The following is a 13,222-nucleotide window of genomic DNA, read 5'->3' as shown; positions in this document are numbered from 1 at the left end:
AATTCATGAACAGCAAGCGTGAAGCCGACAAACACATGCAGCAGTTCTACCGGTACGTCGAAGACCATAGCGCCGGTTATGTCCAGGAACTGCAATCGCTGCTGCGGGAGCCGTCGATCATCACCAACACGATCGGAATGACTTCGACCGCGACGCTGATCGAACAGATCATGCTCCGGATGGGATGCCAGGTCCGGCAAATCACCTGCGGAGACAGCAAGCCGTATCTTTACGGCGAGGTCGGGTCCGGACCGCCCACCATCCTGTTTTACAACCACTACGACGTGCAGCCCGTGGAACCGCTGAACGAGTGGGACTTCGGTCCCTTCTCCGCGGAGGTGCATGACGGCTATGTTTATGCTCGGGGTGCCGCTGACAACAAGGGCAGCCTGTCTGCCGCGCTGGCCGCCGTGGAAACCTACCGTAAAGTGATTGGTGACCTGCCGTTCCGGGTCAAGTTCCTCTTTGAAGGCGAAGAGGAAGTAGGCAGCTACAATATGGAACGGCTGGCCCAGACTGAGAAGGAGCTGTTTCAGGCTGATCTGTGCTTCTGGGGGTCGGGCGTGCTGGACAACAGCGGCCATCCCTACATCAGTTTTGGGCTGAAAGGAATGGCCTACATCGAGTTGCGGTGTTCCACGCTGCGGAGCGACATCCACTCCGCGATGGCGGCGATCGTCGACAGCCCGGTGTGGCGGCTGCTCTATGCTCTGACTTCACTGCGCGATGCCCGCGGCACTATCACCATCGACGGCCTGGACACCCACGTGCGTCCTGTCTCGGCCGAGGACCGGGACCGCCTGGTGCCGTCGGATTTCGATCCGGATTATTTCCGCGATCTTTTTGGGATCAAGGAGTTCCTCCACTCCAACGATCCGCGTGAACTCATGGAGCGGCTGTTTTTTCATCCGTCGCTCAATATCTGTGGCATTCGAGCGGGGTACACGAAGGGCGGCACCAAGACGATCATGCCGCGGGAGGCTTGGGCGAACGTAGACCTGCGCCTGGTACCGGATCTGACACCCGAGCTGGTGGTGAACCTGTTGCGGACCCATCTGGACACCCTCGGCTTTGGCGACGTCGAGCTGCTGCTCAAATGTGCGATACCCGGTTATCGGCACCAGCCGTCAGCGGATCACCTGGCTCGAATTCGCCAGGCCAGTCTTGAGACCTTCCACTCCGAACCATCATTCCTGCCGATGATGGCGGCCAGCGGGCCGATGTACCATGTGTGCGCGCCGAACCGGTTGCCGGTGCTCTCGTTTGGTGTTGCCCATCAAGGGTCGCACATCCATGCCCCGAACGAGAACATCCGGGTGCACGACTTCATCCAGGGGATCAAATTCATCGGACGGGTGCTCGATTTGTTCGGGTGCCCCAACCGATCGGGCATTTAAGCGAGCACGATTTCGGGTCGAAGCACTTTCCGGCCCTCCTCCAGAGTGCGCACCCGGCCCACGGCGACTAACGCACCCCTTGCGTCCATCAGGCGAAACCGGATCCCATCCGGATGTGGATCGTTTTCGGGCAGGGCTATTTCCACACCGTTTCGGATGCGGTCGGCGGTATCCGACGAACACGGCCACGGGGGCAGGTGCTGCACCAGGCTTTCCGGGGGGAGCACTCGGTCAGCGAGTTGATTTGGCGCGGCAAGGAGATCTGCGAGCGCGGCGGCGTGCGCCAGCGAAAACGGGCCCAGTCGCCGACGGCACAACGTGTGGAGATGCGCGCCGCACCCCGCCATTTCTCCGAGCTCATGCGCAATGGACCTGACGTATGTCCCCCCGGAGCAGACCAGCCTGAACTGCAAATCGGGGGGATTCCAGACGAGAACATCCAATGCCTCCACGCGCACCGTTCGCTCCGGACGAGGTGCTGTCTGGCCGCTTCGGGCGTATCGATACAGCGGACGGCCCCGCCACTTGACCGCCGAATAGGCCGGGGGGAGTTGGACGATGTCCCCGACAAAACGCCCGATCCACCCGTCTAGGTCGTTACGTTTAAAATCCACCGGCCGGGGAGCCGTCAGCGGCTCGCCTTCACGGTCATGGGTGTCGGTGGCCCAGCCAAAGCGGATAATCCCGCCGTATTCCTTGTCGGCATGCAGAAGAAATTGGGCGAGTCGCGTGGCCCGGTGCAGCAGCACGGGCAGGACCCCGGTGGCCATCGGGTCCAAGGTCCCGCCGTGACCGACCTTGATGTCGGGCAAGCACCGACGGAGTCGGGCGACGACATCATGCGAGGTCATCCCCGCCGGTTTGTCGATGATCAGAACTCCACTGCTTCGTGATTGGGTCATAAAATTCCCATAAAACTGTTGTCTTTTAGAATTTTATTGACTATGATAGGCACGGTTCGACATAATTTGCATCAAAAAGCAAGTCCCAAATAATTATTGAATACAGGTATTATCCACTTCAATGCTTTTGGAGGTTCGATCATGAAGAGAAACACTATGCTGATCCTGGTGGTGCTGTCCATCCTGGCCCTGGTTCTGTTCTCCGGCTGCGCGACCAAGAAGTTCGTCCGGGAAGAGGTCCAGTCGTCGGAAACACGCGTCAACCAGAAGATGGATCAGGAAGTGTCCAAGCTCAACGGCCAGATCAATGAGCTCTCCAGCCTGAACAAGCAGCTGAGCTCGCGCATCGAGCAGGTGTCCGACAAGGCTGCCACGGCTGATGCCAAGGCTGAAGAAGCGAAGCGGATCGGCACCGATGCCAAGGGGCTTGCCACCCAGGCCAACACGGGTGTCACCGAGCTGCGTGCCCGCTTTGATGCCCGCAACAACTATGCGGTCATTGACACCAAGAACGTCCACTTCGACTTCAACAAGTCCACGTTGACCGCTGAAGCCAAGGCGACGCTTGATGAGGCGGCCCGCCTGTTCGCCGGCAACAAGAACATGGTGATGACCCTTGAAGGTTACACCGACGGCATCGGATCAGAAGAATACAACTACGGCCTCAGCGAGAAGCGTGTTCAGAGTGTCGTGCGTTACATGGTGGGCGAAAAGAGCGTGGATCTGAACCGGATCTTCGTCGTCGGGCTCGGCAAAACCAACCCGGTGGCCGACAACAAGACCGCCGAAGGGCGCAAGCAGAACCGGCGCGTGACCATCAAGTTGCTCGAAGCTCGCTAACTGTATTTTTTTTGAAAATGTTAACAAGGCCGGGCATCGCCCGGCCTTGTTTGTTTACACCGGGTTACTCTTGAATCAGATTGCAATCAGGCTGGGTTAAATTATTTTGTCAGATTTCTTGTAAGTGCTACACTTTTATCACATTTTGTATTGACAAAAACAATCGTTATTTGTTAACGTGCTATTACTAGTGATCAAATGAATACAATGAATTAGCTTACTGCCTACGAGGTGGTCATGAGCAAGATAGCTAAAATTGTCCTTCTTCTGTCTCTTTTGACTGCCGTGGCGGTCAGTCAGACCGTACAGGCACCCGCAACCAATGTTCCGGCCCAGGGCGTACCGCTCAAAAATCTGAGCAAGCAGCAAGACGGTCACTGGTCGCCGTACACAGCGCCGGCGTTCGGCCAAGAGGCGAGGGTGCACGTGGTCCAGCGAGGTGATACCCTGTGGGATCTGGCCCGCCAGTACCTGAACAATCCCTACCTCTGGCCCCAGATCTGGGAACTGAACACATACATCACCAATCCGCACTGGATCTATCCGGGCGATCCGCTGCTGATCGAGCAGCCAAAGCTGGTGGAGCAGCCCGAGGTTCCCGCTGAATCCGAAGTTGTGACCGAAGAGCCGGCTGAAGGCATGGTTGCGCTCAAGAAGCAGTTGCCGCCCACGACCTTCGAGCGCAAGCCACTGGAACTGGTAGTCAAAGACATCGACACGTATTATGCCACCGACTACGAACTGTACGGCACGGGACGCATCAACCAGACGCCGATGACCTTTGACACGTTCATTGTCGGAGCCGAGGACGAGAACATCCAGCGCTATTTTGATGAGGGTGAAATCGTTTACATCAACAAGGGGATGCGGCAGAATGTATCCCCGGGCCAGCGCTTCAGCATTCTGCGCTCTGCCGGTGAGATCCACAATCCGGTCACCAATGCCTTTGTGGGATACTACTATCTGGAGTTGGGCACGCTGAAGGTGCTCATCGCCCATGACGACAAAGCCATCGCGCAGATTGATCTCGCCACTCGGGCCGTGCACATCGGGGACGCCCTGGTGCCGTTCCAGGAAGCCGATAAACTTGTACGGGACAAGGCACGCAAACCACAGCGCTTTATCGAAGACAACGGAAAGGCCACCGGTAACATCGTGTACATCGAAGACAGCCTGAGTGTCGCCGGCTCCGGTAATGTCGTGTACTTGAACCTGGGTCGCAACCAGAATGTCGCGCCCGGTCAGATCTGCACGGTGTACCGCGTCGAGGGGCAATATAAGCAGACGGATGAGTTCTACCCGTCAAACCGGTATGACAGCTACAAGGAAAAGGTGGAGCCCGGCTTCAAGTCAGCCAGCCATACGGCTACGGTCAAGCGGGAGATTCCCCGCATCATTTTGGGCGAGGTGGTCATTATCCAAGTCTTCGAGAACACCGCCAAGGCCAAGGTGATCAATGCCCGCCAAGCCTTGGATCTGGGCAATTACATCCAGCCGCAGTAAGACAACCTGACTCAGATCGTGCTAATCCGGCGGCCGGGTTAGCACTTTTTTTTTGCCTGTGCCGACGGCGGCCGTCATTCTGGCTCGAGGATATCTGTTTTGGACGGAAATGTGGCTCCCGAACGTTTCCTGGTACTTAAAAACGCCCGGATCGTCACCATGAACCGGGACCTGGAGGTCATCGACGGTGACGTCGCAATCGACGGGGGGCGGATTCGAGCCGTCGGCCGGTTCGATAGTTCCCTGACCAATGTCATTGATCTTGACGGCCGGCTGCTTTGCCCCGGATTTGTCCAGACGCACATCCATCTGGCGCAGACCCTGTTTCGCGGGATGGCCGACGATCTGGAGTTGTTGGACTGGCTGCGCCGCAGGATCTGGCCACTCGAGGCGGCGCACACACCGGAGTCACTCTATCTCAGCGCCATGCTGGGAGGGATGGAGTTGATTGCGTCCGGGACGACCACCGCATTGACCATGGAAACGGTCAACCACACGGATGCGGTCTTCCGAGCTGTCGAAAAGATGGGTTTTCGCGCCGTCGTGTGCAAGTGCATGATGGACGAGGGAGACCAGGTGCCGGCGCCGTTGCGCGAGAAGACCGCCCAATCGATTCGGGAATGTCAGAGACTGCATCAGGAGTGGAACGGTCGGGGAAACGGTCGAATACGCGCCGGCCTGGCGCCGCGGTTCGCTCTGGCCTGCTCGGATCGGCTCTTTCGGGAACTCCGCGACTTTGCCGTCGCTGACCGGGTGCCCGTTCATTCCCATGCCGCGGAAAATCTCAAGGAAGTGCAGGCGGTTTGGAATAAGACCGGCCGAAAAAATGTCACGTATTTCCGCGATTTGGAACTGCCGGGGGAGCTGCTTTACCTGGCCCACTGCGTCTGGGTGGATGACGAAGAGATGACCATCCTGCGGGACGAAGGGATGCATGTGCTGCACTGTCCTTCGTCCAATCTGAAGCTGGGTTCCGGCGTGGCCATGGTGCCGGAGATGCGGGCGGGCGGCGTCTCGGTCTCGCTCGGGGCGGACGGTGCGCCGTGCAACAACAACCTGGACATGTTCACCGAGATGCGCACTGCGGCGCTCATCCAGAAGGTGCGGCGGGGACCGCTGGCCCTGCCGGCGCAGGAAGTCCTGCGGATGGCCACCATCGACGGCGCCCGTGCTCTGGGGATGGAGTCGGAGATCGGCAGCATCGAGCCGGGTAAAAAGGCCGATCTGGTGGTACTGGCGCGCGATCCGCTCCACAGTTTTCCATCGCCCGATCCGGTAGCAGCCATTGTCTATGCGTACCGTGCGTCGGATGTGTACGCGGTTTTGGTAGACGGGGAGATCCTGTATCGCAACGGCCAGTTCACCCGGGTTCAACGGGAGACAGTTCAGGAAGACATCCGCCTGGAATTGCCGCGACACCTCGCCCGCGCCGAAAAATATGGCTTCTGATCTGCCCAGGATCGAGGATTCGAAACCGGCCGGCGGTGTGCGACAATCAAAGACCGCGTTGTTCCGCCCCTTGGTTTGGGGGCTTGGATTGTTGCTGGTCTTGACGGCAATGGGTGCACTGGTCGCCCCGCCATTTCCGACATCACTGCGTCACCAACCAGTGAAACCGGCCGGTGCGGACGGCGTGGTGAAGCCGGCGCCGTCACTGAACACGGTCCCAGGGGCCGGACCAGACACCGCTCGGTTCACTCCAGCCTTGGCGTTGCCGGGGCACTTGCAGCAGGAGTGGTCGGCGGAAGGACCGTACCATTTTACCCGTGGTTCCCCCGATCTGCCCAATATCAGTCTGACGTTCGACGGCGACTCGACCGACTGCGATCTGCCGGCCATCCTCCAGGTGCTGGCTCGACACCGTATCACGGCCACGTTCTTCTTGACGGGTGAGTTTTTGGAACGGTTTCCCGAATCCGTGCGGGCCGCCGTGGCCGGGGGCCATGAAATCGGCAGCCATTTGTACCGCCATGTGCATCTGACCACTTGGGAAGCAAATCGGCATCACGACACCCGGTCGGGGATCACTCGGGAATATCTGCATGAGTTGCTCGAAAAAAACGAGATCGCGTTCCGGAATGTAACCAACCAGCCGATGGTTAAATTGTGGCGGGCGCCGTTCGGCGAGACCAATCCGACGATCAATGCGTGGGCGGCGGAACTCGGCTACTGGCATGTGACGTGGACACGAAGTGAATCACGCGACCAGTCAATGGACTCCCTGGACTGGGTCGCGGACCGGGTCGAACCCCGCTACCTCACGGCCCCGCAGATCCTGGAGCGGCTGCTCGCATTCGACGGCGGTGTTCCGGGTGGAGCCAACGGAGCGATCATCCTCATGCACACAGGGAGTCAGCGGCGGGAGGAGCGTGGCTGGACGATCCTGGACGATCTGATCGTCAGCATGACCCGGCGAGGCTATCACTTCGTGCCGGTGTCGCGGCTCATCACCGTGGGCTGGGCCCACGCTCGCGACCGCGGGAAGACCGACGGATCGCCCGTACCGCCCTGAACTCCGAACCACACACCGGGCTGTGATAAGATGACCGCGATCATCCAGGGGAGGTGTGTACATGGTGGCAACCAATGTCCGCGGCTCGGTCGCTCGCACGCTGCGCCGCTCGTTTTTCTCCGGCTTGCTGGTGGTGGTGCCCGTGGTGATCACGGTGTACATCCTGATTGTTCTGTTTCATTTCACCGACAGTTTGCTGGTGCCGCTGATCGGTCGATTCACTTCCACCTACATCCCCGGCTTGGGCATCGTCGCAACCGTCCTGCTGATTTTCGTCGTGGGGCTGATCACCCAAAACTATGTGGCCCAGCGGCTACTTGGCTTGGCGGACCAGCTGCTGGCCCAAATTCCGCTGGCGGGGTCCATCTACGGGGCGATCAAGCAGATCCTGAACGCGTTCGCACCCGGCCAGGCGGAGGAGCCCAAAGCGGTGGTGATGATACCGTACCCATCCCGGGGCCTGTGGGCGTTCGGATTTCTGAACGGCACGATCACACTGCAGGAAGGACAGCGGATGGGATTGGTGCTGCTGTTGAACTCGATCAATCCGACCACGGGGCTGCTGACCATGCTGCCGATGGAGCAGATCGTGCGGGTCCCTCTCTCCGTGGAGGAGGCCATGAAACTGATCATCTCGGGAGGAATCGTCAATCCACGGCAGCTCGGCGGAGAACCGCTATTGACAAGCCCCTGACCAAGCCACGGCAGACGAGCCTCAGTCCGTCTTGATATCGAGGATTGCCAGAAAGGCGTCCTGAGGGATGTCCACCCGGCCCACCCGTTTCATCCGCCGCTTGCCTTCTTTCTGTTTTTCGAGCAGCTTGCGCTTGCGGGTGATGTCGCCGCCATAGCACTTGGCCAGGACGTTCTTGCGCATCGCCTTGACGGTGGTCCGGGCGATGACTTTGTTGCCCACTGCCGCCTGGACCGCCACTTCGAACAACTGGCGAGGAATGACTTCGCGCAAACGGGTGGTCAGCGCCTGGCCGCGTCGGAAGGCCAGGCTGCGGTGAACGATGCTGGAGAGGGCGTCCACCGGCTCACCGTTGACCAGGATGTCCAGTTTGACCAGGTCGGACTCGGCATAACCGGCGAAGTGATAATCCATGGAGGCATACCCGCGGCTGACCGATTTGAGCCGATCGTAAAAATCGATGACGATTTCGTTGAGCGGCAGGTCATAAGTGAGCATGACGCGCTTTGCGCCCACGTACTCAAAACCGCGCTGCACGCCGCGTTTTTCCTCGAGCAGGCTGAGGATGCCGCCGAGGTATTCGTCTGCTGTCATGACAATGGTGGTGTAGATCGGCTCCTCGATCCGGGCGATATCGCCGGTGGGTGGCATGTGGGCGGGATTTTCGACATACAGCTCCTCGCCCGTCTTGCGGATGATGCGATAACGCACGCTCGGTGCAGTGCTGATCAGGTCGAGCTCGAACTCCCGTTCCAGCCGGCTCTGGACGATGTCCATGTGCAGCAGGCCGAGGAAGCCGCACCGGAAGCCAAAACCCAGGGCGGTGGAGGTTTCGGGATCGAACCGGAAGGCGCTGTCGTTGAGCTGGAGTTTCCTGAGGGCGTCCTTCAAATCGGCGTACTGTTCACTCTGCACCGGATACAACCCGCAGAACACCACCGGCTTGATCTCCTGAAAGCCGGCCAGGGGTTCCCCCGCCGGACGGTCGGCCTCGGTGATCGTATCGCCCACCTGGGCGTCGTCGACGTTCTTGATCCCCGCCATGATGAAGCCCACCTCGCCCGTCTCCAGGCGACCGGTCATCTGAGATTTGGGGGTGATCACGCCCACCTCTTCGACGGTGTAATCTTTGGCCGTGCTCATTAGGCGGATCCGCATCCCTTTGCTGATCCGGCCGTCGAACACACGCAGCAGGATCACTACGCCACGATAGACATCGTACCAGGAATCAAACACCAGGGCTTTTAGCGGGCCGTCAGGATCCCCCTGGGGCGGGGGGATGCGGGCGACGATCGCCTCCAGGATCTCTTGGATGCCGCGACCCTCTTTGGCGCTGGCCAGCAGGACCTCGCTGCGCTTCAGGCCGACCACCTGCTCCACCTGCAAAGAAACACGTTCGGCGTCGGCTCCGGGAAGGTCGATTTTGTTGAGAATCGGAATCAGCTCCAGATCGTTTTCCACGGCCAAGTAGGTGTTGGCCAGCGTCTGGGCTTCGACGCCTTGGGAGGCGTCCACAACGAGCAGCGCGCCTTCGCAGGCGGCCAGGCTGCGCGACACCTCGTAGGTGAAATCCACGTGTCCGGGCGTATCGATGAGGTTGAACTGATAGTCGCAGCCGTCTTGGGCGCGATAATTCAGCCGGACGGCGTGGGCCTTGATGGTGATCCCGCGTTCCCGCTCCAGGTCCATGTCGTCCAGCACCTGGTCGGCCATTTCACGGGCGGTGAGGGCGCCGGTAAGCTCGAGGATGCGGTCCGCCAGCGTGGACTTGCCGTGGTCGATGTGGGCGATGATGGAGAAATTGCGGATGTGGGTGAGCGGTTGTTTCATATGTGTCGCTTGTCCGGGTGAGTCGGCCCCTGACGGCGGCCGGCAGGCGAAGAGCGGGTATGATAGCAAAAGACCGGGGGGATGACAACAGTCGTCTCAGGCGTCCGAGTTCCCGATCCACTTGTGCCAGTCCTCGTCGAGGCGGCCGTCGCGCGTGTAGCGTCGCATGGCTTGGGCGCACGGACAGTCTCGCGGCGCTTCAGCCAGCAGTTCCAGGGCGCGGCAGAACAGGCGAGGAAAGTGCTGAACCGCCCGGTCGACGGCGTCACGCTCGGTCTCACTCAGCATTCCCCCGAACAGTCTGTCGCCGCGATACGCCCGCTCCACCACGCCTTCGGCGTAATTGGTGACGTAGCAGAGCGGGGCGTAGCAGATCTCCAGTTCGCGGGCCAGAAACGCCTCAGGAGCCAGTGTCATGCCCACCAGGTCTCCGCCGTCTCGGCGGAGTTTCCGGATCTCCGCCGCAGTCTCCAGGCGAGGGCCTTCCGTGCAGACGTACACTGCGTCTGTTGCAATGGCCAGTCCGGCGACCGCTCCGGCGGCCAGGAAGGCTGAGCGGATGCCGGGGCAGAAGCAGGGGGATGAGCGGATGAACCCCCAGCCGCGGCCTGCAAAGAACGTGGCAGAGCGCCGGCGGGTTTCGTCGATGATGTCGGTGGGCAGGACCAGCTCTCCGGGATGGTGCCGGTCAGCGTGGAGAGTGCCGGGTCCCGACCAGGCCAGAATGCGGGCCGTCCCCAGCTCTTTCAACGCATAGATGTTGGCGCGGTAGTTGACGAACGGGGCGCTGACGGCGTAATTCTCCTGGCCATGACGGGATAAAAACCAGGCGGTCAGGTCTTCCGTCACGGCGATCCGCTGGATCGCAGAAACTTCGCCGAACGGCGTCGGCACAGCGACTGTTTCGAGGATGCGCCAGGCGCCGGCCTGGAGCAGGCGGTATGCGTCGCTTCCCCCAATCACAGCCAGGACATCGGGCATCGGCGGCTCCTATACCCTGTGTACTTTCGCTTAAAACGAAATTATAATATACCTATTCCGTGTGTTCTACGGCCTTTGATTCATACGACGGAGCTCAACCTGCAATTCTGACAACAGAGGAGATATTTGTATGTCTGGACATTCCAAGTGGCATTCCATCAAACACAAGAAAGCCGCAGTGGATGCCAAGCGAGGCAAGGTGTTCACCAAATTGATCAAGGAGATCACCGTAGCCGCCCGGGTCGGCGGCGGGGATCCCGACGGCAACGCGCGGCTCCGCAAAGCCATCCTGGATGCCAAAGCGGCCAACATGCCCGCCGACAACATCAAGCGGGCCGTCATGAAGGGCACCGGCGAACTGCCCGGAACAAACTATGAGGAGATCACCTACGAGGGCTACGGTCCGGGTGGCGCGGCGGTCATGCTTCAGGTCATGACCGACAACCGCAACCGGACCGTATCCGAGATCCGCCACCTGTTTACGAAATACAACGGCAACCTCGGCGCAAACGGTTGCGTGGCCTACCTGTTTGACCGCAAAGGCTACTTCCTGGTGAAAGGAGGCCAGAAAAGCGAGGATGAGCTGATGGAGATCAGCCTCGACGCGGGCGCCGAAAACATCGAGGAGTATGATGGCAATTTCGAGATCACGTCCGCACCAGAAGCCTTCGACGCGCTGAAGGAGAAGCTGGAGGGCGCGGGGCTTGAAATGCTCGAGAACGAGATTTCCATGATCCCCCAGAACACGGTCAAACTGACGGGCAAGGAAGCCCAGCAGATGCTGAAACTGATGGAATCCCTAGAGGACCACGACGACGTGCAGAACGTCTACGCTAACTTTGATATCGACGAGTCGGAAATGCAGGAATAACCTGCGATTGGTACGTCAGCCGGTTTCCTCATCAGGCGCCCCTTCCGGGCGCCTGATTGTTTCAAAGCCGGCCGCCGGGGGCAGGCTGCTGTACCGGAGCGATCGCGGAAACAGGGTGCCGGATCGACAGGCGACGCTGACGCGAGTCTCGGTATTCGCGATTCGACCTTGGCCGCCGGGGCGCTTTGTGGTGAAATAGGAGCATTCCCTGAGGACGGGACAGTTCCATGCGTGTGATCGGGATCGATCCGGGCAGCGAGGCGACGGGTTACGGCGTGATCGAACACCGGAACAACCGGCTGACGGCGCTGGCTTGGGGTGTTGTTCGTCCCCGCGGTGCGGCGACGTTCTCCGCCGGACTCCGGCAGATTCACGAAGGGCTCCGCCAGGTGCTCGCGGCGTATCCTCCGGATTTCGCCGCGGTCGGGGATGTGTTCTTCGCGGCCAATCCCCGCTCCGCCCTCAAGCTGGGGCAGGCCCGGGGGGCCATTCTGCTGGGTCTGGAGCTGGCGAACGTTCCGGTCGTGTCCTACACCCCGTTGGCCGTCAAGAAAGCACTGGTGGGGTATGGCCGCGCCGAGAAGGAACAGGTGCGGGGAATGGTTCTCCTGTTGCTTGGCCTGCGCGGACAGGAGCTTCCCTTGGACGCTTCAGACGCGCTGGCCGTGGCGCTGTGCCACGCACACACGTATCCCACCCGGGCGCGAATGCATGACGATCCGTCCCGGGCGGGGCGCTGAGATATCGAAACCGGCCACCGCCGCCGGTGAACTCCGACGGCCGCGGCTCCAGCAGACGGGTCGACTTTCAATCATCGGAGCGGGAGGAACGGGTATGAAAATCAAGAAGGGCTGGATCATCACCCTGGTTGTCCTGATGGTGCTCATCGGGGTGGGGTTGATGATGTACTTTGCGGTCCAGGCGATGGTTCAGGCCGAGCCGTCGGTTAAGGACAGGACCGTGCTGGTGGTGGAACTGACCGGAGAGCTACCGGAGAACGCCCCATCGGATTTCACGCTCAGCTTGTTTGAGCCGCCCGCCCTCACTTTTCAGCAGGTGTTGAACAGCATCGACAAGGCAGGCAGCGACAAGCGGATCACCGGCATCTGGCTCCAAGTCGAGAGCCCCAATCTGGGCTGGTCCAAAGTGGAGGAACTGCAGAATAAGCTGGCCGCGTTCAAGAAAACCGGCAAGTTCATCTATGCCACCACGGTGGTCTGCAACGAGCGGGATTACGCCTGCGCCCTGCCCGCCGACAAGATCTATATGCCACCGGAGGGGTTCTTCGAGCTGAATGGTTTCATCGCCCAGGCCATGTTTCTGAAGGACACGCTCAACAAATTCGGCATCGACCCGGAAGTCGAGAACATCGGCAAATACAAAAGCGCCGGCGACATGCTTAAACGGAATTCGGCCAGCGATGCCCAGCGCGAGGTGATGAACAATATTCTGGATAAAACCGTCGCATCGTTCAACGGGATGGTTGCGCGCTTCCGGAAAATCCCCGCCGAGCAGGTGGCGGCCATGATGGAGGAGGGACTCAGCCATCCCACCGAAGCCGCCGCGCACAAACTGATTGACGGCATCCTGTACCCCGATGAAGTGGACGCACTGCTCCGGGAGAAAAACGGGGAGAAGGGGCGTGACAAGCTCACCACCATCTCCTGCAGGAGCTACCGGCGGGTCAGCCGG

Annotated in this window: 12 protein-coding genes; 9 read left to right on the top strand and 3 right to left on the bottom strand. The window is 60.1% G+C overall.

Going from position 1 to position 13,222, the window contains the following annotated elements; all coding sequences use genetic code 11:
* Positions 1-5 precede the first annotated feature (5 nt).
* The gene (locus tag GX414_12755) at positions 6-1,397 is read left to right on the top strand and encodes a M20/M25/M40 family metallo-hydrolase (GenBank protein ID NLI47968.1); all 1,392 of its coding nucleotides are present in this window, start codon (positions 6-8) and stop codon (positions 1,395-1,397) included.
* On the opposite strand, the gene truB is transcribed toward GX414_12755, so the two are convergent.
* Positions 1,394-2,299, bottom strand: coding sequence for a tRNA pseudouridine(55) synthase TruB (gene truB, locus GX414_12750; protein ID NLI47967.1), 906 nt, complete (start codon positions 2,297-2,299; stop codon positions 1,394-1,396). The two genes, GX414_12755 and truB, sit on opposite strands and share 4 nt — an antisense overlap.
* A 141-nt stretch (positions 2,300-2,440) precedes the next feature.
* Between truB and GX414_12745 the strand changes: the two genes are divergently transcribed.
* The 5 genes from GX414_12745 (at position 2,441) to GX414_12725 (ending at position 7,848) form a co-directional block, all read left to right on the top strand.
* A complete protein-coding gene (locus GX414_12745; GenBank protein NLI47966.1) occupies positions 2,441-3,139 on the top strand; it encodes an OmpA family protein in 699 nt (232 codons plus the stop codon).
* Positions 3,140-3,376: 237 nt separating this feature from the next.
* Entirely contained in the window at positions 3,377-4,642 is a 1,266-nt protein-coding gene (locus GX414_12740; GenBank protein NLI47965.1) for a LysM peptidoglycan-binding domain-containing protein, read from the top strand.
* A 111-nt stretch (positions 4,643-4,753) separates the two neighbouring features.
* On the top strand, positions 4,754-6,091 hold the full coding sequence (locus tag GX414_12735; GenBank protein NLI47964.1) for a 5'-deoxyadenosine deaminase: 1,338 nt from the start codon (positions 4,754-4,756) through the stop codon (positions 6,089-6,091).
* Positions 6,081-7,154, top strand: a complete 1,074-nt coding sequence (locus GX414_12730; protein ID NLI47963.1) for a polysaccharide deacetylase family protein — start codon at positions 6,081-6,083, stop codon at positions 7,152-7,154. The genes GX414_12735 and GX414_12730 overlap by 11 nt, the downstream gene beginning before the upstream one ends.
* Positions 7,155-7,215: 61 nt before the next feature.
* Positions 7,216-7,848 (top strand): DUF502 domain-containing protein, encoded by a 633-nt coding sequence (locus tag GX414_12725; protein NLI47962.1) that lies wholly within the window; start codon positions 7,216-7,218, stop codon positions 7,846-7,848.
* A 21-nt stretch (positions 7,849-7,869) separates the two neighbouring features.
* Here GX414_12725 and lepA read toward each other — a convergent pair whose 3' ends face one another.
* Together lepA and GX414_12715 are read right to left on the bottom strand one after the other, a co-directional pair.
* A complete protein-coding gene (lepA, locus tag GX414_12720) occupies positions 7,870-9,678 on the bottom strand; it encodes an elongation factor 4 (protein ID NLI47961.1) in 1,809 nt (602 codons plus the stop codon).
* 96 nt (positions 9,679-9,774) lie between these two features.
* Complete coding sequence (locus GX414_12715; GenBank protein ID NLI47960.1) at positions 9,775-10,659, bottom strand: phosphorylase; 885 nt, start codon at positions 10,657-10,659, stop codon at positions 9,775-9,777.
* 130 nt (positions 10,660-10,789) lie between these two features.
* Between GX414_12715 and GX414_12710 the strand changes: the two genes are divergently transcribed.
* The 3 genes from GX414_12710 to GX414_12700 all read left to right on the top strand — a co-directional run.
* Positions 10,790-11,530 (top strand): YebC/PmpR family DNA-binding transcriptional regulator, encoded by a 741-nt coding sequence (locus GX414_12710; GenBank protein NLI47959.1) that lies wholly within the window; start codon positions 10,790-10,792, stop codon positions 11,528-11,530.
* Between the two features lie 227 nt (positions 11,531-11,757).
* Positions 11,758-12,270: a crossover junction endodeoxyribonuclease RuvC gene (gene ruvC, locus GX414_12705; protein NLI47958.1), complete on the top strand. Its 513-nt coding sequence runs from the start codon at positions 11,758-11,760 to the stop codon at positions 12,268-12,270.
* A 94-nt stretch (positions 12,271-12,364) separates the two neighbouring features.
* Positions 12,365-13,222: hypothetical protein (locus tag GX414_12700; protein NLI47957.1), on the top strand; the 858-nt coding region annotated here is incomplete at its 3' end.

This window comes from Acidobacteriota bacterium (assembly GCA_012517875.1).
GTDB lineage: Bacteria > Acidobacteriota > JAAYUB01 > JAAYUB01 > JAAYUB01 > JAAYUB01.
Note: the sequence above shows the minus strand (reverse complement) of the source record. Positions and strands in the feature narration are given on the sequence as shown.